Consider the following 20,971-nt stretch of genomic DNA (forward strand, 5'->3'; position numbering starts at 1 on the left):
CGGACGGACATATGTCCGATTGGCTGCCGTCCAGAGCGCTGCCATTCTGATCAAACGCTTACGGAGGGCGTTCGGACAGATTGCATCTCACGGAGGGGGCAGCGGAAGGATTCGCCGATTTACGGCCACGTCAATGACGTGGCCGTTTCTCGTTAAGGGGCGGCCATGATGGGTCGCGATGCCCGATCTCTCCGACCTCGCCGACGCGTCTGACGCCTCGCGCCAGGACCACATCGTCGCGGTCCTCGTCGACGCCTTCGAGCACCTGATCGAGCGCGACCCGCGCGCCTTCCGCGGCAAGTTCCGCAAGATGGCCGCCGATCCGTTCGCGTTCTACCGCGGCAGCGCGGCGCTGTTCTACTCCGATGTCGCGCGGCTCGACGACCCATGGGTGGACGACGCCACATCGCGCGTCTGGATCCAGGGCGACCTGCACGCCGAGAATTACGGGACCTACATGGACTCCGCCGGCGTGCTCGTCTTCGACGTCAACGACTTCGACGAGGCCTACCTCGGGCACTACACGTGGGACCTGCAGCGGATGGCCGCGTCGGTGGCGCTGCTCGGGTTCCGCAAGGCGTTGAGCGACGCGAGCATCGGTCGGCTCATCGAGACGTATGCGCGGGCGTACGTGCAGACGGTGCGGCTGTTCGCCACCTCGGAGGTCGATCGCGACTTCCGGCTGACCCTGGACAACACCGAGGGGCCGCTGCGGACGGTGCTGCAGACGGCGCGGCTGGCGACGCGCCTGAACCTGCTGGACGTGATGACGGCCATCGAGGACGGCGATCGCCGGCTCGCGCTGGTGCCGGAGGCGCGGGAGCTCGATCAGGCCGAGAAGGACGCGGTGCTCGGCGCCTACGCGGAGTACCTGGACACGATCCCGGAGGCCAAGCGCCAGCACTCGATCTCGTATGAGGTCAAGGACATCGTCGGGCGCAGCGGGTTCGGGATCGGCTCGGCGGGGCTGCGCGCGTACACCCTGCTGGTCGAGGGGCGCACGCAGGCGCTGGAGAACGACGTCGTCCTGTCGATGAAGCAGGCGCAGACGCCCGCGGTGTCGCGGATCGTGCGCGACGAGCGGATCCGGGCGTACTTCGAGCACGAGGGCCACCGCACGGCGGTCTCCCAGGGCGCGCTGCAGGCCCACGCGGACCCGTGGGTGGGCTGGTGCTCGCTCGACGGCGTCGGCCAGGTCATCAAGGAGCTCTCGCCCTACGAGGCCGACCTCAACTGGGACGCCGTGACCGAGATGGACGAGCTGATCCCGCTGGTGCGCGACCTGGGGCGGGCGACGGCGAAGGTCCACTGCGTCTCAGACGTCGGCAACGAGCATCCGCTGGTGGACGTCAACGTCGAGGCCAAGATCAGCGCGGTGATCGGTGACCGCGAGGACGAGTTCGCCGCGTCGCTGGCGGCGTGGGGCGCGGACTACGGCCGGCTGGCGCGCGAGGACCACCGCCGCTTCGTCGACGCGTTCCGCAACGGGATGATCCGCGGCGTCGAGTCCGACTAACGGCTGACCCGCACGCTCTGGTTGAGCAGGCGGGTGTTGCCGGCGGCGTCCTTGGCCTCGATCCGGACCGCGACGGTGCGAGCGCGGCTCGTCGTGCGCCGCAGCTTGACCACGAGGCGGGTGCCGGGCACGAGCCGCGCGGTGGTGCCGCGGAAGCCCGTGGCGCTGATCGTCGCCCGGCAGGCCTCGTCGGTCCGCAGGGCGACGGACAGATAGCCGCGGCGGGCGAGCGAGTTCAGGCCGGTGACGCGCATGGAGACCGCGCACGGGCGCACGTCGGCGAGGGGGAAGACCCCGGGCGCGGGCGCCGAGAACGGCGTCGTCGTCGCCTCGGGGGTGGGTGAGGCGGTCGCCTCGGCGGTGGCGGTCGCCGTCGGCTCGGCGGTGGCGGTGGGCTGCGCGGTTGCCGTCGCCGTCGCGGTCGGCGACGGTGAGGCGGTGGCCGTGGCGGTGGCCGTTGGCGTGGCCGTGACCGTTGGCGTTGGCGTTGTCGTGGCGGTGGCCGTAGCGGTCGCGGTCGGCGTTGCGGTCGCGGTCGGCGTTGCCGTCGCGGTTGCGGTCGCGGTCGCGGTCGGCGTTGCCGTCGCGGTTGCCGTCGCCGTCGCAGTGACGGTCGCCGTCGCCGTGGCCGTGACGGTGGGCGTGGCCGTTGCCGTCGCGGTGGCCGTCGGCGTCGCGGTCACTGTTGGCGTGGCCGTCGCGGTCGGCGTCGGCGTGGGCGTCGGGGTGACGGTCGTGCACGGCGTCGGGGTGCCGTCGGTGATCCGGGAGACGCTCCCGCTGAGCGAGACGACGAGGACGCGGCCGCAGGCGTCTTCGCCGATGCCCGCCAGGCCGCCCACGCTGAGGCCGGCCGTGGCGTCGCTCGCCGGCGCCGAGAGGTTGACCGAGCGAAGCGCCGTGGAGCAGTTGTCGCCGTAGATGTATCTCCCCGCCAGCGACGGGAGGCCCGGGTCGCGGACCACGACGCCGCCGACGATCGCGCAGAAGCCATCCGGGGAGTGGCTCTTCTCGACGACGGGGTCGGTGGTCGTCACGCCATTGCAACCCGGGTCGCTGCGGTACGCGTGCGCGCCTTCGCGGCACGGCCAGCCGTAGTTGGCGGCGAGGCCGACGTTGATCTCCTCCCACAGGCCCTGGCCGACGTCGGCGATGATGATCGTCCCGTCCGGCGCGAACGAGAAGCGGAACGGGTTGCGCAGTCCGCGCGCGAGTTGCTCGACGGTCGCGGGCGCCGCCGGATCGAGGCGGAGCAGCTTGCCGAGCCGCGACCCGTCGTCCTGCGAGTGGCCGTACTGGTTGTTGCTCCCTCCGCCGTCGCCGGTCGCCAGCCAGAGCTTGCCGTCGGGCCCCACGGCGACCGTGCCGCCGTTGTGGTTGGCCGCATCGGTGTGCGGGATGGCGATCAGCAGCCGTCCGGAATCGGGGTCGGCGAGGTTGGGGTTCGCCGCGGAGCGCCGGTACTCCCAGACCTGGATCTCACCCACCGGCGAGACCGCGGTCAGGTAGACGTAGAACTTGCCCGAGGTCGCGTAGTCGGGGGCGAAGGCGATCGAGAGCAGCCCGCGCTCGCTGTCGGAGGACCGGGTCTTCGACGTCAGGTCCAGGAACGGCGCCGTCTGGACGACGCCGTCGACGATCAGCCGCACCCGACCGCCCTTTTCGGTCACGAACACCCGCGACGGCTCGCTCGCGGGCGCGGCGGCGTACGTCGGCGTCGAGAACGTCCCGAGCGTCACCAGCGACGGCGCCGCCTGCGCCGGGGCGGCGAACGCCAAGGCGAACAGCAGCGCGAGCCAGCCCGCGCGAACGTCAGTGATCCGCCACGTGCCCATCGTCAGGCTCGAGCGGCCGGCCCTGCGCGGCCCACTCGACCAGCCCACCACTCATCGTGTACGCGTCATACCCCGCGCGGCGAAACGCGTTGGCGGCCATCGCCGAGCGCCCGCCCACGCGGCAGTAGAAGACCACCGGCGTGTCGCGGTGGATCGTCTCGGCCTGCGCGGTCAACTCGCCCATCGTCAAGAACCGCGCGCCGGGGATCCGGCCCGCCTCCCACTCGTAGTCCTCGCGGATGTCGATCAGCTGGATCGACCCCTCCCGCTGCAGCTCGGCCACCCGCTCGGGCGAGACATCCATCACGCGCACGGTACCTTCCGACAGCGTGGAATGGGTCAATTGGTCCGGCTCCCAACGCGCCACTCCGCAGCAGATCGCGGCGCCGCGGTCACGCCACGAGCTGGCGCAGCTGATCGCCACGGCGCCCGGGCCGATCCGCGTCGCGGGCGCCGGCCACTCCTTCAGCGCGGGTGCGGTCACCGAAGGCACGCTGCTGCGCCTGGACGCGCTGGACCGCGTCCTCGACGCCGAGGACGGTCTCGTCCGCGTCGAGGCCGGCATCCGCCTCAAGGCGCTCTCGCGGGAGCTGTACGCACGCGGTCTGGCGATGCCCAACCTCGGCGACATCGACGCGCAGTCGCTGGCGGGCGCCCTTGCCACCGGCACCCACGGCACCGGCACCAAGCTCCCGAACCTCTCTGGGCAAGTCGTCAGCGTCGAGCTGATCGGCGCCGACGGCCGCGAACACACCGTCGACGGCGGCGACGAGCTGCGAGCCGCGCGGGTCAGCCTCGGTGCACTGGGCGTCATCGCCGCGGTCACGCTGCGCTGTGTGCCCGCGTTCCGCCTCCGTCACACCGACAAGCCCGAACCGCTCGAGGCCGTCCTGGACGAGCTGCAGGAGCGCGCCGACGCCCACGACCACTTCGAGTTCTGGACGTTCCCGCACGCCGGCGTCGCGCTCACCCGCACGCTGGACCGCACGGAGGACCCGCCGAACCGGCCGGGCAAGACGAGCGCGTACGTCAGCGACGTCGTGATGGACAACCACGCCTTCCGCGCGCTCAACGAGATCGCCAAGCGCTTCCCGGGCACGATCCCGCGCCTGAACCGCTTCGCCTCCGCCGTCGCCTCGCAGCGCGAGCGGGTGGACTGGTCGTACGCGATCTTCGCCTCCGAGCGGCTCGTGCGCTTCGAGGAGATGGAGTACGGCGTCCCGCGCGAGCACGCCGTCGCGGCCGTCCGGGCGGCCCGGGCCGCGCTCGAGCGCCACGCGGTCAGCTTCCCGATCGAGCTGCGCTTCACGGCGGCCGACGACGCGCTGCTCTCACCCGCCCACGGCCGCGACAGCGCGTTCGTCGCCATGCACGTCTTCCAGGGCATGGAGTACGAGCCGGCGTTCCGGGAGGTCGAGGCGGCGCTGTCGGAGCTCGGCGGGCGCCCGCACTGGGGCAAGCGCTCGTTCCTCGACCACACGGCGTTCGCCGCACGCTACCCGCGCTGGGAGGACTTCCAGCGCATCCGCGCCGATTTCGACCCGGAGGGCCGGTTCGCCAACGCATGGCTGCGCGACGTGCTGGGATGACGCGATGAAGACGCACAACATCTTCAAGCCGGCGTTCGACTACGACCCGGACGACCCCGACGGCTTCCGCGCGGGGTGCGACCGGTTCGGCCCGAAGATCGGCGCGAGCCGGATCGGCTGCTCGGTCTACGAGCTGCCGCCCGGGCAGGCGTTGTGCCCGTATCACTACGAGGGCGACGAGGAGTGGATCGTCGTGCTCGAGGGTCACCCGAGCGTCCGCCACCCGGACGGGACCGACGTGCTGGATCCGGGCGACACGGCGGCCTTCCCGGTCGGCCCCGAAGGCGCGCACAAGATCTTCAACGCCTCGGGCGAGGTGACCCGGTTCCTGATGCTCTCCACCAAAGACGAGGTCTGGTACACGGTCTATCCCGACTCGAACAAAATGCAGGTCGGCAACGGCCGGGAGCGCGCGATGGTCCGCCTCGGCGAGAACCTCGACTACTACGACGGCGAGCTGTCCTAGAGGAAGGTCTGGCCTTCGCCGCGGTAGGTCGGGACGGTGTCCACGATCTCGTTGCCGGCGATCAGGTGCACGACGTCGAAGCGCTCGCACAGCTCACCCGCCTTGGCGTGGCGGAACCACACGCGGTCGCCGACCTTCAGTGCGGCGGCCGCCTTGCCTACCAGCGGCGTCTGCACCTCGCCCGCGCCCTCGCGCGAATCGAGCTTCAACCCCGGCGGGAGCAGCGGGCGCGGCAGCCGGTCGCGGCCCGCGGCGCCCGAAGCCGGATACCCGCCACCGAGCGCGGTGGCCAGCTTCGGGGACGGCTTGCGGACCACCGGCAGCGCGAACCACGCGGCGGGCGCGGGCTTGAACGCGCGGTAGGTGTCGAAGAGCGTCGGACCGAACAGCCCGCTGCCCGCGGCGACCTCGGTCACGGCCGGCTCGGCGGCGGTCCGCTCGATCGACCCCGTCCCGCCGCCGTTGACGAACCGCAGCGGCGCGATCGCCCGCACCGCCGCGACGATCTCCGCCCGCCGGCGCGCCAACTCCCGCGCGGACAGCGCCTGCAGGATCGGGAGCGCGAGCTGCATTAGCGGCTTCCCGGGCGGACGGTCGCCGACGCCCGCGATCTGCCCCTCGTAGGACATCACCCCGTCGAGGATCAGTCCCGTTCGCGAGACGATTTCGCTTGCAAGATTTGTCACATGGACCGGATCGTGCAGCGGCGAGCGCTTCGCTCCGATCGTCATAAGACCGATCCGCCAACCGGCGTCGACGTCGATGCAGACCTTCACCGGACCCCCGCCCGCGGCCGCGATCGCGTCCAGGTGCTCGGTGCAGTCGACCATCACGGTGACCCGCTCGCGGGCCGAACTGTGCGCCAACTCACGCAACGCTTTCCGGTCCACCGTGGGATAGGCCACCACCAGATCATCAGACCCGAATTTGGCCAACCAGAGCGCTTCCGGCAGGGTGAAGCACAGCGTGCCGGTGAACCCGGCAGCCACCGCACGGTCTTGTAGAGCGCGCACACGCAGGGACTTCGACGCCAGGCGCAACGGGACCCCATGGCCGCGCCGGAGCAGGTCGGCGGCATTGGCGTCGAAGGCGTCCAGATCGATCACCGCAAAGGGTGGATCGAGCTGGTGGGTGGCGATATTGAACCGGCTTTGGAGAGGGGTCTGGAGAAAGTTCACCCGAATCGGGGAGGCTATCCGCTGCGAGATCAGCTACAGTCCCGGCCGGAACACGGGACATAACGCCGAACCGCAACTGGCTGACGCCACGAGCGGGCGGGGGAACCAAGGTTTGGAGCAGGGGTCACTGCTCCGGGGGCGAATCGCCGCAGTATGCGGCGTAGCGCGACGCTTTCCGCGCGAGCCCGACAGCTAACCCCGTAGGCGGTCGGAAAGAGGAGATCGTCTTGTCACGCTGTCGCGCGCTCTGCGCGGGCTTGCTTATAGCTGTATTTGCGCTGCCTGTAGCCCAGGCAGACGCTCGCCGGATCACCTTCGGGGAACGGGACCTGCGCCAAGGGATGCGTGGGACGGACGTACGCGTCCTCCAGGACTTCCTCACGAAGGCCGGCGTCAAAACCACGGTCGACGGCCAGTACGGCCCCAACACGACGAGCCGCGTGAGGACGTGGGAGCGCAAGTCGTCGTTGCCGGTCAACGGTCGTATGACCCGTGAAGACGCGGCCACACTGCGGGGCCAGGTCGCCCAGGACCAGGCCGGACTGCAGAACACCGGAGGCGTGCAGCCCGTCGCGGCGCCTACGGCGAAGGCCACGTTGGGGTCCGACGGGCTCGCGGTCGCGCCGGCCGGCGCGCCGCCTGAAGTCGCGGCGGTCATCGCCGCCGCGAACAAGATCGTGGGCAAGCCGTACAAGTACGGCGGCGGCCACGGGGATTGGGAAGACTCGGGCTACGACTGCTCGGGCTCGGAGTCATACGCACTTCACGGCGCGGACCTGGTCAGCCGCCCGATGGACTCGACGGAGTTCATGTCGTATGGCGAAGCGGGCCCCGGTACGTGGATCACGAGCTACGCCAACAGCGGGCACTCCTACCTCGTGGTCGCCGGCCTGCGATTCGACACCGGCTGGAACGGTGGCAACGGCCCGAAGTGGAGCACCGAGATGCGCCCGGGCGACGGCTACACCGCCCGCCACCCGGAAGGTCTCTAGCTCAGCTAGAGGTACTCGCGGTCACGCACGACGGGTCGTTCAGTAACGACGGCCCGTCGGCGAGGTCCCCAATAAAGCAGTGAGATCAGCAGGCCAACGACGCCGACGATCATCAAGATGATCCCGACGGTGGCGATGTCGATGCCGGACACGGTCGCGTTGATCGCGAACGTGAGGATCGCCCCGACGGCGATCAAGAAGAGTGAGGTTCCAAGTTCCACGAGACTTGGCCTCCCCGCCCCGTGAGCCCGGCAAACTAAGCTCAAGGGGATGCCGACAACTGCCGTTGACGCGTACGCCCTGACCCCGGATCAGGTCGATTTTCGCGACACCATCCGTCAGATCGTGCGCGAGCGTGTCGCTCCTCGCGCGGCCGAGATCGACGCGAAGGCGGAGTACCCGTGGGACCTCCGCAAGCTCTTTGCCGAGCAGGATCTGCTCGGCCTGCCGTTCGAGGAGGCCTACGGCGGGACCGGCACGGGCGCGCTGATGCTCAGCGTCGCGATCGAGGAGGTCGCGAAAGCCTGCGCTTCCACCGCCCTGATCCTGATGCTCCAGGACCTCGGCACGCTGCCGATCAAGTTGTTCGGCTCAGACGAGCTCAAGCAGCGCTTCCTGCCCAAGTGCGCGTCCGGCGAGTGGTCGCCGGCGTTCGCGCTCTCCGAGCCCGAGGCCGGCTCTGACCCCGGCGGGATGATCACCAAGGCGGTCAAGGACGGCGACGAGTGGGTCGTCACCGGCACCAAGAACTGGATTTCGAACCTCGGGATCGCCGACTTCTACATCGTCTTCGCCAAGACCGACCCGAGCGCGGCCCGCTCGCGCGGGATCAGCGCCTTCGTGGTCGAGGCCGACCGGCCCGGCTTCAGCGTCGGCAAGGTCGAGCACAAGCTCGGCATCAAGGGCTCGCCCACCGGCCAGCCGATCTTCGACGACGTCCGGATCCCGGCGTCGAACCTGATCGGGGTCGAGGGCAAGGGCATGAACGTCGCGCTCGGCACGCTTGACCACTCGCGGCTCGGCGTCGCCGCGCAGGCCGTCGGCATCGCCCAGGGCGCGACCGACCACGCGGTCGCCTACGCCAACGAGCGCAAGCAGTTCGGTCAGGCGATCTCCGAGTTCCAGGGCATCCAGTTCAAGCTCGCCGACATGGAGACGCGTACCGCCGCGGCGCGTGAGCTGCTGTACCGCGCGTCCTCGAAGATCGACCGGCACGAGCCCGACGCGGGCAAGTACTCCGCGATGGCCAAGCTGTTCGCGTCCGACACGGCGATGTGGGTGACGGTCGAGGCCGTCCAGGTGCTCGGCGGCTACGGCTACGTCAACGAGTACCCGGTGGAGCGCTACATGCGCGACGCGAAGATCACGCAGATCTACGAGGGCACCAACGAGATCCAGCGAGTCGTGATCGCAAGGTCGCTCAGGTAGCCTGGACCTATGCTTTCGCGCTGGCCGACCGGGCGACGGATCGCCTTCACCACGGTGTTGTGCCTCGCCGTGGCCATGACCGCGGCAACCCTGCTCCAGGGGCTGTCGAACCGTGGTTGGCTGCGCGCGCTGGAGGTGCTCTCCGTCGTCGCGGTCTGTGCCGCTGTCGCGGCGCTGATCATCGGCCTGATCGTCGGCAAGCTCGCCAACTATCAGGACCCCGAGGACGAGGCCGACTTCGAGCGGCTCGTGATCCGCGCGGAGGAGCTGGCCCGCGACAACCTCGCCGTCGAGCCCGACGAGGGCGAGTTCATGGAGCTCGACCCGTACGACCGTGAGGACTTCGACACGCTCGTGCGCGAGGCGCTCGACGACCTGCCGGACCTGCTGATCAAGGCGCTGGACCGCGTCCCGGTCGTCGTGTCCGACAAGGGCCGCCAGGCGGGCGCCTACGGGCTCTACCAGGGCGACACGGTCGCCCGCGACAACTACCACGACCGGATCATCATCTTCCGCGACACCCTGCTGCGCGACTTCGGGCACGACCCGGACCTGTTGCGCGACCAGGTCACCCGCACGGTGCGCCACGAGCTGGCCCACCATCTCGGCGCCGACGAGCTGGGCGTGCGAGAACTCGGCTTGTGATGATGTGATGACACCGGACGCCGGCGAGCGCGAGATCGCCGCCGTCCGGTCGATGCTGGAGACGACCGGCGTGCACGAGGGCATGCCGGGTGTGGATCGTGTGGTGCCGATCTCGCGCGCCTGGTCGAGCCGCTCGCCCGCGCCGTCGCGGCGGTCGGCGCGGACGGGATCATCGTCGAGGTCCATCAGGACCCGGCCGTCGCGCTCTGCGACGGCCCGCAGGCGCTCTACGGCAGCGACTTCGCGGCCTTCGCCTCGCGCGTCGCCGCCCACGCGAGCCTGGACGGCAGACGGATCGCCTGACGGCCGGCGAGGTTGGCGAAGACCAGCGCGGCGATCGTCAGCAGCGCGCCGAACATCTCAACCGTGCCGGGCCGGTACCCGCGCCCGATCTCGACCGCGAAGGTCACGACCGGCACCAGGTTCATGAACAGCGCGCCGTTGGCGGCGCCGATCCGGCGCACGCCCTCGTTCCACGCCAGGACACCGAGGACGGCGCCCGCGAGGATGATGTAGACGATCTGCAGCCAGATGTCGCCGACGTCGCCGACGCCCGGCATCGGGTAGGTGCCGGTGAGCGTAAGGAGCGTCGTGACGGCGACGATCGTGATCGTGCCGCCGGTCGCGCTCAGCGCCGTGTAGCGCAGCGGGGAGAAGTCGCTGAAACGGCGCGCGCCCAGTGTGTAGGCGACGAAGCTGGCGACGCCGACGAGCACCAGCAGGTCGCCCGCGCGGCCGTCGCCGTGGATCAGCGAGGACGGCTTGCCGTGGGTGATCACGAGGACGACACCGAACAGCGCGACGGCCATGGCGCCCAGCGTGGCGCGCGACGGCTTGGCGCGGGTCGTCAGCCAGAGGGCGAGCGCGGTCATCAGCGGGGAGGTGGCGACGATCAGCGACGCGTCCTGCGGGCGGGTGTGCTCGAGCGCGACGTAGGTGAGGAGGTTGAAGCCGGCGAAGCCGAGCGTGCCGAGCACGAACAGCTCCTTGCCGCGGCCGTCGGTCTTCAGGGCCGCGCGGCCCTCGAACGCGAGCAGCAGACCGAGGAAGATCAGCGTGGCGACGAGGTAGCGGATCGCCGTCAGGTGGAAGGCGTCGACGTGCGTGATCGCCGCGGCGGCGATCGGGAACATCGCGCCCCAGGCGACGGCGGCGGTGAGGGAGGGGAGGAAGTCGGAAGTTCGACGATCTTCGAACATTGATCCGGACGTTATCAGGTTGTACGATGATCGTCGAACATGCACTCCGATGAACCTCATGTCGACGACATGACGCTTGCGGCCGTGATGGCCGCGCTCAGCGATCCGATCCGCGTGACGATCGTGCGCCGGCTGGCGGCCGAGGGCGAGCGCACCTGCGGCACGTTCGAGCTGGGCGTCTCCAAGGCCACCCGCTCGCACCACTTCCGGGTGCTGCGCGAGGCGGGCATCACCCACACGCGGGCCGAGGGCACGCACCGGCACGTGTCGCTGCGCCGCGACGATGTCGACGAGCGCTTCCCGGGTCTGCTGGGTGCGGTGCTGGCCGCGGCCGAGCGCGAGGCGCTTACCGCGGTCCCTGCGTGATCGCCTCGTTGGCCATCTTCACCAGCAGCGCGCGGTCGGTCTGCTTGCCGACCACCTTCGCCTGAATCGTGTAGGTCACGCCGCGCTCCTTCCAGGAGATCGACGGCGGCGAGCACGACGCGCCGCAGCCCAGCGGCTGGTAGCGGCCGTGGCGGCCCTTGGCCAGCGTGACCTTCCCGCGGCCATAGGGCGAGCCGCCCTTCTCGCCGCTGAAGCTGGCGGCGAAGCACGCGTTCGCGCCGTTGCAGTCGGGCGCGGCGGCGACGCCGATGTCGTACGACTTCTTGGTCCCGCCGCCGTAGGGATACAGCGGGTCGAAGTCGCTGTAGAAGTTGTTCGGCAGCAGGACGGGGAGCGGCGTCTGGGTCTTGACGGTGTCCACGGTCCCGGTGAGCAGGCCGGGGAGGAGGGCGATCGAGGTGAAGGCGGCGGCGAGCATGGTCGGCGCAGGTTAGGGACGCCGGCCGCCCGGGTTAATCAGGCTAACCCCCAGAAACGCGCGTCCTGGACACCCAACGGGGTGCTCGGCGGCGCGTCGCCCCAGTACTCGCTGCCCAGGCCGGACCAGTCGGCGCCGGCGCGCAGCTCGCCCAGCGTCGAGAGCACCAGGCCCTCCATGCGACGGATCAGCAGCGCCTGCGGCGGGATCGTCTCGCGGCGCATCTCCTCGAAGAAGGCCGAGCGGGGGCTCGAGCTGCGGTCCAGGAGGTCGCCTACGTATTGCGGGGTGAGGCGGCGGAAGCCTGGCTCCAGGTACCACTCGCCGGCGGTCTGGATCTGCGCGAGCAGCCGTTCGGGGTCGAACGTGTCGGGCTGGGGGAGATAGCCGAGGGTCGAGAGGCCGGCGAAGACGGCCTGCGCGTCGCCGCGCTCGACGGCCTGGGCGAGGGCGCGCTCGCCCTCGAGGTAGTCGGCGTCGACCACGCGCATCAGGCCGAAGTCGAGGAAGCCGACGCGGCCGTCGTCGAGCAGCAGGTAGTTGCCGGGGTGCGGGTCGCCCGCCGCGCGCCGCAGGTGCTTGAGCGTGCCGAAGAAGAAGCGGAAGACGATCTCGCCGAAGCGGTCGCGCTCGGCTTCGGGGAGGCGCTTGATCTCCTCGAAGCGGCGGCCGATCAGGAGCTCGGTGACGAGCACGCGGCGACGCGAGCGGCCGGTGTCGACGGCCGGGACGTGCACGAACGGGTGATCTCGCCACGCGCGGGCCATCGCGCGATGGTTCTGCGCCTCGACCTCGTAGTCGAGCTCGTCGGCGATGCGCTCCCGCAGCTCGGTCGCCAGGGCCTTGACGTCCAGGCCGGGGGCGAGACGCTTCACGAGCGGGAAGACCATCTGCATGTTGCGCAGGTCGGTCTCGACCGCCTCCGCGATCCCCGGGTACTGGATCTTGACCGCCACCCGCTTGCCCTCGGTGGTGGTGGCCTTGTGCACCTGGCCGATCGAGGCCGCGGCGAACGCCTCTTCATCGAACTCGCTGAAGACGTCTGAGAGTTTCTCGCCCAGCTCGTCCTTGAGCAGCTTCTCGACCTTGTTGAAGGGCAACGGCGGGACGTCGTCGCGCAGCGTGGCGAGCGTCTGCTTGAACTCCTCGCGCTCGGACTCCGGGATCGCGGTGAAGTCGACGGTCGAGAGCACCTGGCCGATCTTCATCGCCGCGCCGCGCATCTGGCCGAGCTGCTTGACGAGCTCGCGGGCGGTCGCGGCGGCGCGCTCACCGGTGGCCGCGTCGGCCTTCTCGTCGCTGCGCAGCCGGTTGGCAGCTTGGGTGCCGGCCCACCTGATGCCCTGCCCGGCGACGAGGCCGCCGAACCGGCGGGTGCGCGCGATGCGCGAGGTTGGAGGGGAGTCGGCCACTTACTGAGCGTACGAAACCTGGATGTTCTGAGATCCCCTTGACAGAGTGACTATCGCGATATATCGTTGACGCATCGGAATAGATCGACTAAGGAAGGACTCCGATATGCATGCTGCACAAGCATCCGAGTGGGGCGGTCCACGCCGTCACCACCAGCACCATCACCACCACCACCGCGGTCCCCGCGGCTGGGAGGAGTGGATCGCGCTCATGACGGGCGGCCGTGGCGGCCCCTGGGGCGATCCCCGGCAGTTCAAAGCCATGTTCTGGGGCCCCGGTCCGGGCGGGCCGGGCGGCGGACCGTTCGGTCCCGGCGGCCGCGGCCGCCATCGCGGCGGGCGTGCCCGGCGCGGCGACGTCCGCGCGGCCATGCTCCTCCTGCTGGAGGAGCAGCCGCAGAACGGCTACCAGCTCATCCAGGAGATCGAGCGGCGCACCGAGGGCGTCTGGAAGCCGAGCCCCGGCTCCGTCTACCCGGCGCTCCAGCAGCTCGAGGACGAGGGCTTGGTCCACGCCGCCGAGACCGAGGGCAAGCGCGCCTACGACCTCACCGCGGAGGGCCGCGACTACGTCGCCAACAACCGCGAAGAGCTCGGCAACCCGTTCGAGGCCGCCACGGGCGGCATGGACGAGGGGGTCTTCGACCTCCGCGGCCTGATGTTCCAGGTCGGCGCCGCGGCCATGCAGGTCGCCGCCGCCGGCCACACCGACGAGGCTCGCAAGATCCTCGCCGACACCCGCCGCGCCCTCTACAAGATCCTCGCCGAGGACGACCCGGGCGACACCCCGCCGCCCGACGCGACCGCCTAACGCGGCGCTCCCCCGCCGGCCCGCCCCACTCCCCGGGACGGGCCGGCGGCCGCGCACCCCTTCGAGGGGGTCAGACCCCTCAACAATTCAAACCGCGCTGCAGAGCCAAATCCAATGTTGAGGGGTCTGACCCCCTAAATTGGCGCGGCGATGCTGGTGCACGAAGAAGTCCGGACGGCCCTCGACGAGGGTCGTCCTGTCGTTGCTCTCGAGAGCACGATCATCGCCCACGGGTTGCCGCGGCCGGACAACCTGCGCGTGGCGCGGGAGATCGAGGGCGTGGTGCGCTCCAAGGGCGCGGTGCCGGCGACGATCGCCATCCTCGGCGGGCAGGTGCGGGTCGGGCTGGATGAGGCGGCGCTCGACGCGCTGGCCAACACCGACGGCATCGCCAAGTGCGGCGTGCGTGACCTCGCGCCGGTGATCGCCCGCGGCGGCGACGGGGCGACGACGGTCGCTGCGACTTCGCACCTCGCCGAGCGGGGCGGGATCCGCGTGTTCGCCACGGGCGGGCTCGGTGGCGTCCATCGCGGCGCGGCGGACACGTTCGACGAGTCGGCCGATCTGGGCACTTTGGCGCGGGTCGGGATCTGCGTCGTCTGCGCGGGCGTGAAATCGATCCTCGACCTCCCGGCGACGCTGGAGCGGCTGGAGACGCTGAACGTCACCGTGCTCGGCTACCGCACCGACACGTTCCCGGCGTTCTACCTGACGTCCTCCGGCCTGCCGGTCACCTGGCGGGTCGACTCGGCCGCCGAAGCCGCCGCTGTGCTGCGCGCCCGGCTGGACGTCGGCGCGCCCGGCGCCGTGGTGGTCGCGAACCCGCTCGACGAGCAGATGGACCCGGACCTGCATGAGCGCGTGCTGCGCGACGGCTTGGCCGCCGCGTCGGCGGCGGGCGTGACCGGCCGCGACGTGACGCCGTTCCTGCTCGAGCGCTTCCACTCGCAGACCGAGGGTGAGTCGCTACGCGCGAACGTGCGCCTCGTGCTGCGCAACGCCGCCCTGGCGGCGGAGATCGCCGCGGCGTGAGCGAGCCCGGCAACCGTGCTCTGAAGGACCGCCCGCGGGTTTCGGGCATTCCGCGGGTGGCGCCGTGACCGACCGCCGCGTCGTCGTTCTCGGCGAGGTGATGCTCGACGTCGTCGCCGTCCACGACGCGCCGCTGGCGATCGCGAGCGACACACCGGCCCGGATCCGCCTCCGTCCCGGTGGCGCGGGGGCGAACACGGCGGCGTGGCTGGCGCGGGCGGGCGTCGAGGTCGCGCTCGTCGCGCGGGTGGGGGACGATGACGCCGCCAAGGCCGCACTCGGGGCGATGGACGCAGTCGACCTCCGCGTGAGCGTCGACGCGTCGCTCCCCACCGGCACGTGCATCGTGCTCGTCGCGCCCGGGGGCGAGCGGACGATGCTCCCCGACCCGGGCGCCAACACCGCTCTGTCATCCGACGACCTGCCCGAGGACCTGTTCGTGGAGGGCTCGATCCTGCACGTCTCCGGCTACTCGCTGATGCGCCCCGGCTCGCGCCCCGCCGCGCTGACCGCGATGGATCGCGCCCGCGACGCAGGCATGCTCATCTCCGTCGACCCGGCCAGCGCCGCGCTGCTGATCGACGACCCGGCATTCCTGCACCGCGCTCGACCCGTCGATCTCCTGCTGCCCAACGCGGACGAGCTCGCGGCGCTCGGCGGCGACCTGCCGGGGGTGAAGGAGTTCGCGGTCAAGCTCGGCCGTGACGGGGCGCGCTGGAGCGACGGTGCGCGCAACGTGGCCGTCCCCGCCGTGCGCGTGGAGGAAGTGGTCGACACCACAGGCGCGGGGGACGCGTTCGCCGCCGGCTTCCTCAGCGTCTGGCCTGGCGATCGCCGGCTCGCGCTGGAGGCCGGCGCGCGGCTCGCCGCGCAAGCGGTTGCCCAAGAGGGTGGGCGCCCTGCCGGAGGAGCCCGTTGAAGAATTCCGGTGCGCCCGCTGCGGCGCATCCGCGGCGGCTGCACCACATCGGTCGGACCGACCATTCTTCAACGAACTCCTAGCATGGGACGCCCTTGAACCGCATCCTCTTCGTGTGCATGGGCAACATCTGCCGCTCGCCGACGGCCGAGGGCGTCATGCGGCGGCTCGTGCGCGAGGCGGGGCTCGAGCGGGAGTTCGAGATCGACAGCGCCGGGACCGGCTCCTGGCACGCCGGCGACTCGCCCGACCGCCGCGCCACCGCGGCCGCCGCCGCCCGCGGCGTCGTGCTGGAGGGTGCTGCCCGCCAGGTCCGCCCGCGCGACTTCGAGCACTTCGACCTCCTACTCGCGATGGACAACGAGAACCTGCGGGAGCTGCGCACGTTCTCCTCGGACGGTGACGTGGCCGGCAAGGCGCGGCTGCTGCGCGAGTTCGATCCGGCCAGCGCGGGTGCCGCCGACCTCGACGTCCCCGACCCCTACTACGGCGGCCCCGACGGCTTCGAGAAGGTGCTCGATCAGGTCGAGGCCGCCTGCCGCGGCCTCCTCGACAGCCTGCGGTGAGCCTCGAGACCGCGGTGCGCGAGGCGACCGGCCGCGAGGTGCGGCGGGTCGAGCGCGTCGGCGGCGGAGACATCAACGAGGCGTTCCGCGTGCAGTTCGCCGACGAGTCGTTCGGCTTCGTGAAGACCCGCGGGGACGTGGCGGCAGGCGAGTACGCGGCGGAGGCGGCCGGCCTGCGCTGGCTCGCCGAACCGGGCGCGCTGCGCGTGCCCGAAGTGCTCGGCGTCGCCGACGACGTGCTGGTCCTCGACTGGGTCGACGAGGGCGGGCGCGGCGACCCGGCGGCGTTCGGGGCGGGCCTGGCCGCGGTGCACGCGGCGGGCGCTGAGACGTTCGGCGCGCCGCCCGCGCGCGCCTCCGGCAGCGATGCCGCGCGCGCCTCCGGCAGCGATGCCGCGCGCGCCTCCGGCGGCGCTCCGCCCGCCGCCGTCACGCCGCTTCGTCTCGGTTCGCTCTCCCTCCCCAACGAACCCACCCCCGACTGGCCGACGTTCTACGCCGAGCGGCGCCTGCTTCCGCTGCTCCCGCACGCCGGCCTCACCCGCTTCGGCAACAGGGCGGTCGAGAGCGTGTGCTCGCGGCTGCAGGACCTCGCCGGACCGCCCGAGCCGCCCGCGCGCCTCCACGGCGACCTCTGGAGCGGCAACGTCCTGTGGGGGCGCGACGGGCGCGCGTGGCTGATCGACCCCGCGGCCTACGGCGGTCACCGGGAGGTCGATCTGGCGATGCTGCGCCTGTTCGGCTCGCCCGGGAAAGCGTTCCTCACCGCGTACGAGGAGCGCCACCCGCTGGCGCCGGGCCACCAGGACCGGGTCGAGCTCTACCAACTCTTCCCGCTGCTCGTGCACGCGGCGCTCTTCGGCGGCGGGTATCCCGCATCCGCCGAACGGGTCGCCCGCAAGTACGCCTAGGGGAGATCGAAGATGATGTAGCTGAAGGCCACCGAAGCCGGTGCCGCGTCGACGTCGGTGCGGTTGCACAGCGTCAGGACGAACCGGCTGGCGGCACCCGGGTCGTTCGGATTGGGTGCGGACGTCCGGTAGTTGAAGCTGAAGGTCTGCCCGTTGAAGGACCCACGCGGGACGACCAGCAGCGCGTCCTGGGAGATGTCGGCGCCGGCGGCCTCCGGCGCCAGCCCGCGCGGTTCGCGGCTCCAGCATTCGTGTGCCTTGATCACGCCCAGATCGTCGGCCAGGATCCGGAACGCGCCGCTGAAGCGGGCGATGTCGGCCGTGGTCAGCGTGCCGTCGGCGATCTTGGCGCCCGTGACCGAGCTGTCGGCCAGCCTGCCGGAGCCGATCGCGCCGTCGGCGATGTCCGCGGCCGTGACGGTGCCGTCGACGAGGTCGGTGCCGGAGACGGTGCCGTCGGCGATCTGCAGCCCGCCGATCGCTCCCGGGACGAGCTTGTTGGCGCCGATCGAGCCGTCCGGCGTCACCTGCAGCGCGCGGATCGCCGTCGGGCTTAGGTCGAGTTCCGCGAGCGAGCGGTCCTTGATCTGGGCACTCGCGACGGTGCCGCGGCGGATGTCCTTGCCGTTGATGAAGTGCTTCGCCTGCGCCGGCCCGCCGAGGGCGACGAAGAGCGCGAGCAGCGCGACGAGCATGGCGGCTGAGGGGCGGCGCACGCGCCTACCGTACGAGCCCGCGACGCGCCGACAAGGAAACTCGGCGGACGTTCGATCCGTGACTTACCGGACAACGGTGCAGCGCCGAGTAGCCGGACGTACGATCCGTTATCTCACGGACGCCCCTAGGCTCCGCTTGTGCACCGGGCAGTCCTGCTCACGGCTGTCTTCTTCGCCCTCTTCGTCGCTCCCGCAACCGCTGGGCCGTTCGGCGCGCCGGTTGCGCCCAAGCTCGTCACGTCGCTGCCGGAGGGCTTCACGGAGACGACGATGTGGAGCGGGCTCGGCAACCCGACCGTCGTGCGCTTCGCGCCGAACGGCCGGGTGTTCGTGGCGACGAAGGCGGGCGTGATCTACACCTTCGACGACGTCGACGACCCCACGCCGACCGTCTTCGCCGACCTCAGCGCCGAGGTGCAGGACTTCTGGGACCGCGGTCTGCTCGGCCTCGCGATCGCCCCGAACGGCACCATCTACGTCCTCTACTCGCACGACACCGGTTGGGGCGACAGCTGCCCGGACGGCGGCACCGCCCCGCCCGGCTGCAAGATCGACGCGCGGCTTTCGCGGCTGAGCGCGACCGGCAAGGAGACCATCCTCCTCGAGGACTTCTGCCAGCAGTTCCCGAGCCACTCGATCGGCACGCTCGCCTTCGGTCCCGACGGGATGCTGTACCTCAGCGCGGGCGAGGGCGCCCACTTCGACTACGAGGACTTCGGCCAGATCGGCAATGTGTGCGGCGACCCGCCCAACCCGACGGGGGACATCGGCCCGCCCGACTCCCAGGGAGGAGCCTTGCGTGCGCAGGCGTACCGGCGCCCGGCCGGGCAGCCGATGATTCCGGACGGCGCGATCCTGCGCATCGATCCGGCCCATCCGACCTTCAACGGGCGGTCCAGCATCGTCGCATACGGCTTCCGCAACCCCTTCCGGTTCACGTTCCGCCCGGGCACGAGCGAGATCTGGGCCGGGGACGTCGGCTGGACGACATCGGAGGAGCTCAACCGCATCCCGGCCGACGGCACCGTCCGCAACTTTGGCTGGCCGTGTTACGAGGGCAAGGACCCGCAGCCGGCGTATGAGGCGCTCCACGTGAATACGTGCACCTCGCTCTACGCGGAGGGCTCGGCGTCGGCGCCGTACTTCACCTACAAGCATGCGGACAACGTGGTCGACGGCGACGGGTGCGCTCCCGGCGACTCGTCGATCTCCGCCGTCAGCTTCTACTCGGGGACCGAGTTCCCGGAGAAATACCGCGGCGCGTTGTTCTTTGGCGACTATGCGCGCAACTGCCTCTGGGTCATGCCGCTCGGTGCCAACGGCCAGCCGGATCCGGCCAAACGAGAGCTGTTCGCGGGCGGTGCGCCCGGCCCGGTGTATCTCACCGAAGGCCCTGGCGGGGCGCTCTACTACGCGGATCTCCAGGGCGGCACGATTCGCCGGATCGCTTACAGCGCACCGTCCGCCCAGATCGTCGCGACGCCCGACTCCGGTGACCCGCCGCTGACCGTGGCCTTCGACGGCACTGGGTCGTTTGACCCGGAGGGCGGCGCGCTCGACTACGCGTGGGACCTCGACGGCGACGGCTCGTACGACGACTCGATCGCACCGGCTCCGTACTTCAAGTACACCAAGCGCGGAATCGTCACCGTTCGGCTGCGCGTGACCGACCCGACGGGGTTGACCGGGGTGGCGAGCAAGACGATCACCGTCGGCACGCCCCCGGTCGTGACCATCAACGCGCCCGCGTCGACGACGACGTGGGCGGTCGGGGACCGGATCGCGTTCTCCGGTAGCGCGAGCGACGGCACGCTGGTGTGGTCACTGCTGCTGCGTCACTGCTCGCGGATCGACGCGAACGAGTGCCACACCCACGCGCTGCAGAACTTCATCGGTCCGGCGGGCTCCTTCGTCGCGCCCGATCACGACTACCCGTCCTACCTCGAGCTGTCGCTGACCGCGACCGACGCCGACAACCTGCGCACGACCAAGACCGTACGGCTGAACCCGCGCACGGCGGACGTCACGCTCGCGAGCTCGCCGCCAGGACTGAACCTCGCGTTCGGCAGCGAGTCGCTCCCGGCGCCGTTCACCCGCACCGTGCTGGCGCGCTCGGCGATCTCGCTCAACGCGCCTTCGCCGCAGGGCGTGTTCAACTGGACGGGCTGGAGCGACGGCCTCGACCGGGTGCACGGCGCGACCGCGCCCGACGGCGGCGCCGTGACATACACGGCGACGTACGCGGGACCGCCGGTCGCGACCGTCTCACCGGCCCCGACCACGACCCCGGGACCGACCGCGACCGCGGCCCCCAAGCCCGTCGCCGCGTGGGGCTTCGACGAGACCACAGGCACGAAGGTCCCGAGCGGCACGCTCGCCGGTCCCCTGCGGGTGAGCGGCGGCAAGTACGGCAACGCGCTCGACTTCGACGGCGTCGATGACTGGGTGACCGTGAAGGCGCCGAAGCTCAGCACGGCGGTGACGGTCGAGGCGTGGGTGTACCCGACCCGCCGCGGCGGCTCGCTCGCCCTGCGCGAGACGGCACGCGGCGCGTCCTGGTCGCTCTACCAGGACGAGGCGGGTGTGGGGACGAAGTTCGCCCGCGGCGCCGCGCCCAAGCTCAAGCGCTGGACCCACGTCGCGATGACCTACGACGGCACGACGATCCGCCGCTACGTCAACGGCGTCCTGGCCGGGACCCAGGCGGCCAAGGGCGCGCTCGCAGGCGGCACCTACCCACTGCGCTTCGGCGGCAACGCCGTCTGGAAGGAGTGGTTCAAGGGGCGCCTCGACGAGATCCGCGTCTACGCCGGCGCGCTGACCCCGGCGCAGATCGCCACCGACATGCGCACCCCGATCACCGCCGCACCCAAGAAGGCGCGCGCGGCGAAGCGGGTCAGGGGCGGCGCACGCGTGACGCGCTACCGCGGCAAATCCAAAGAGACTTGAGC

The 20,971-nt window shown here is 71.0% G+C and carries 22 protein-coding genes and 1 riboswitch; of the genes, 14 read left to right on the forward strand and 8 right to left on the reverse strand.

What is annotated here, in order from left to right; genetic code table 11:
* Nucleotides 1-178: 178 nt before the first annotated feature.
* The gene (locus OM076_RS34145; RefSeq protein ID WP_270044641.1) at nt 179-1,516 is read left to right on the forward strand and encodes a DUF2252 domain-containing protein; all 1,338 of its coding nucleotides are present in this window, start codon (nt 179-181) and stop codon (nt 1,514-1,516) included.
* Here OM076_RS34145 and OM076_RS34150 read toward each other — a convergent pair.
* A complete protein-coding gene (locus OM076_RS34150) occupies nt 1,513-3,351 on the reverse strand; it encodes a PQQ-dependent sugar dehydrogenase (protein WP_270044642.1) in 1,839 nt (612 codons plus the stop codon). The genes OM076_RS34145 and OM076_RS34150 overlap by 4 nt on opposite strands.
* Entirely contained in the window at nt 3,329-3,655 is a 327-nt protein-coding gene (locus OM076_RS34155) for a rhodanese-like domain-containing protein (protein WP_270044643.1), read from the reverse strand. The genes OM076_RS34150 and OM076_RS34155 overlap by 23 nt, the downstream gene beginning before the upstream one ends.
* A 25-nt stretch (nt 3,656-3,680) precedes the next feature.
* On the opposite strand from OM076_RS34155, the gene OM076_RS34160 reads away from it, so the two are divergent.
* The gene (locus tag OM076_RS34160) at nt 3,681-4,940 is read left to right on the forward strand and encodes a D-arabinono-1,4-lactone oxidase (RefSeq protein ID WP_270044644.1); all 1,260 of its coding nucleotides are present in this window, start codon (nt 3,681-3,683) and stop codon (nt 4,938-4,940) included.
* Nucleotides 4,941-4,944: 4 nt separating this feature from the next.
* Nucleotides 4,945-5,406 carry a cupin domain-containing protein gene (locus OM076_RS34165; RefSeq protein WP_270044645.1) on the forward strand — a complete coding sequence of 154 codons (462 nt, stop codon included), beginning with the start codon at nt 4,945-4,947 and terminating at the stop codon, nt 5,404-5,406.
* Here the strand turns inward: OM076_RS34165 and OM076_RS34170 are convergent.
* Complete coding sequence (locus OM076_RS34170; protein ID WP_270044646.1) at nt 5,403-6,584, reverse strand: amino acid deaminase/aldolase; 1,182 nt, start codon at nt 6,582-6,584, stop codon at nt 5,403-5,405. The two genes, OM076_RS34165 and OM076_RS34170, sit on opposite strands and share 4 nt — an antisense overlap.
* A 53-nt stretch (nt 6,585-6,637) precedes the next feature.
* Nucleotides 6,638-6,807: riboswitch (cyclic di-AMP (ydaO/yuaA leader) on the forward strand.
* A gap of 118 nt (nt 6,808-6,925) precedes the next feature.
* Here OM076_RS34170 and OM076_RS34175 point away from each other — a divergent pair.
* Nucleotides 6,926-7,576, forward strand: a complete 651-nt coding sequence (locus OM076_RS34175) for a peptidoglycan-binding domain-containing protein (protein WP_270044647.1) — start codon at nt 6,926-6,928, stop codon at nt 7,574-7,576.
* A gap of 5 nt (nt 7,577-7,581) precedes the next feature.
* Here OM076_RS34175 and OM076_RS34180 read toward each other — a convergent pair whose 3' ends face one another.
* Nucleotides 7,582-7,797, reverse strand: coding sequence for a DUF6458 family protein (locus OM076_RS34180; protein ID WP_270044648.1), 216 nt, complete (start codon nt 7,795-7,797; stop codon nt 7,582-7,584).
* Nucleotides 7,798-7,846: 49 nt separating this feature from the next.
* Between OM076_RS34180 and OM076_RS34185 the strand changes: the two genes are divergently transcribed.
* From OM076_RS34185 to OM076_RS45520, 3 genes are all read left to right on the forward strand, one after another.
* Nucleotides 7,847-9,004 carry an acyl-CoA dehydrogenase family protein gene (locus tag OM076_RS34185; RefSeq protein WP_270044649.1) on the forward strand — a complete coding sequence of 386 codons (1,158 nt, stop codon included), beginning with the start codon at nt 7,847-7,849 and terminating at the stop codon, nt 9,002-9,004.
* Nucleotides 9,005-9,013: 9 nt separating this feature from the next.
* A complete protein-coding gene (locus tag OM076_RS34190; RefSeq protein ID WP_270044650.1) occupies nt 9,014-9,649 on the forward strand; it encodes a metallopeptidase family protein in 636 nt (211 codons plus the stop codon).
* Nucleotides 9,650-9,769: 120 nt separating this feature from the next.
* Nucleotides 9,770-9,952, forward strand: coding sequence for a hypothetical protein (locus tag OM076_RS45520; protein ID WP_272598762.1), 183 nt, complete (start codon nt 9,770-9,772; stop codon nt 9,950-9,952).
* Here the strand turns inward: OM076_RS45520 and OM076_RS34195 are convergent.
* On the reverse strand, nt 9,877-10,848 hold the full coding sequence (locus OM076_RS34195) for a DMT family transporter (RefSeq protein ID WP_270044651.1): 972 nt from the start codon (nt 10,846-10,848) through the stop codon (nt 9,877-9,879). The two genes, OM076_RS45520 and OM076_RS34195, sit on opposite strands and share 76 nt — an antisense overlap.
* Before the next feature lie 39 nt (nt 10,849-10,887).
* On the opposite strand from OM076_RS34195, the gene OM076_RS34200 reads away from it, so the two are divergent.
* Nucleotides 10,888-11,214, forward strand: a complete 327-nt coding sequence (locus OM076_RS34200; RefSeq protein ID WP_270044652.1) for an ArsR/SmtB family transcription factor — start codon at nt 10,888-10,890, stop codon at nt 11,212-11,214.
* Here OM076_RS34200 and OM076_RS34205 read toward each other — a convergent pair.
* Nucleotides 11,195-11,653, reverse strand: a complete 459-nt coding sequence (locus tag OM076_RS34205) for a hypothetical protein (protein ID WP_270044653.1) — start codon at nt 11,651-11,653, stop codon at nt 11,195-11,197. The two genes, OM076_RS34200 and OM076_RS34205, sit on opposite strands and share 20 nt — an antisense overlap.
* Nucleotides 11,654-11,691: 38 nt before the next feature.
* Nucleotides 11,692-13,065 carry an ABC1 kinase family protein gene (locus OM076_RS34210; RefSeq protein WP_270044654.1) on the reverse strand — a complete coding sequence of 458 codons (1,374 nt, stop codon included), beginning with the start codon at nt 13,063-13,065 and terminating at the stop codon, nt 11,692-11,694.
* Nucleotides 13,066-13,276: 211 nt separating this feature from the next.
* Here OM076_RS34210 and OM076_RS34215 point away from each other — a divergent pair, with 211 nt between their 5' ends.
* From OM076_RS34215 to OM076_RS34235, 5 genes are all read left to right on the forward strand, one after another.
* Complete coding sequence (locus OM076_RS34215; protein WP_270044655.1) at nt 13,277-13,876, forward strand: PadR family transcriptional regulator; 600 nt, start codon at nt 13,277-13,279, stop codon at nt 13,874-13,876.
* 150 nt (nt 13,877-14,026) lie between these two features.
* Entirely contained in the window at nt 14,027-14,908 is an 882-nt protein-coding gene (locus OM076_RS34220) for a pseudouridine-5'-phosphate glycosidase (protein WP_270044656.1), read from the forward strand.
* Between the two features lie 64 nt (nt 14,909-14,972).
* Nucleotides 14,973-15,827, forward strand: a complete 855-nt coding sequence (locus tag OM076_RS34225; RefSeq protein ID WP_270044657.1) for a carbohydrate kinase family protein — start codon at nt 14,973-14,975, stop codon at nt 15,825-15,827.
* 119 nt (nt 15,828-15,946) lie between these two features.
* The gene (locus OM076_RS34230) at nt 15,947-16,393 is read left to right on the forward strand and encodes a low molecular weight protein-tyrosine-phosphatase (RefSeq protein WP_372518114.1); all 447 of its coding nucleotides are present in this window, start codon (nt 15,947-15,949) and stop codon (nt 16,391-16,393) included.
* Nucleotides 16,390-17,304 (forward strand): fructosamine kinase family protein, encoded by a 915-nt coding sequence (locus tag OM076_RS34235; RefSeq protein WP_270044659.1) that lies wholly within the window; start codon nt 16,390-16,392, stop codon nt 17,302-17,304. The genes OM076_RS34230 and OM076_RS34235 overlap by 4 nt, the downstream gene beginning before the upstream one ends.
* On the opposite strand, the gene OM076_RS34240 is transcribed toward OM076_RS34235, so the two are convergent.
* Nucleotides 17,301-18,020, reverse strand: coding sequence for a hypothetical protein (locus tag OM076_RS34240; protein ID WP_270044660.1), 720 nt, complete (start codon nt 18,018-18,020; stop codon nt 17,301-17,303). The two genes, OM076_RS34235 and OM076_RS34240, sit on opposite strands and share 4 nt — an antisense overlap.
* A gap of 138 nt (nt 18,021-18,158) precedes the next feature.
* Between OM076_RS34240 and OM076_RS34245 the strand changes: the two genes are divergently transcribed.
* A complete protein-coding gene (locus OM076_RS34245) occupies nt 18,159-20,969 on the forward strand; it encodes a LamG-like jellyroll fold domain-containing protein (RefSeq protein ID WP_270044661.1) in 2,811 nt (936 codons plus the stop codon).
* The last annotated feature ends 2 nt before the right edge of the window (nt 20,970-20,971 follow it).

The organism is Solirubrobacter ginsenosidimutans, assembly GCF_027587205.1.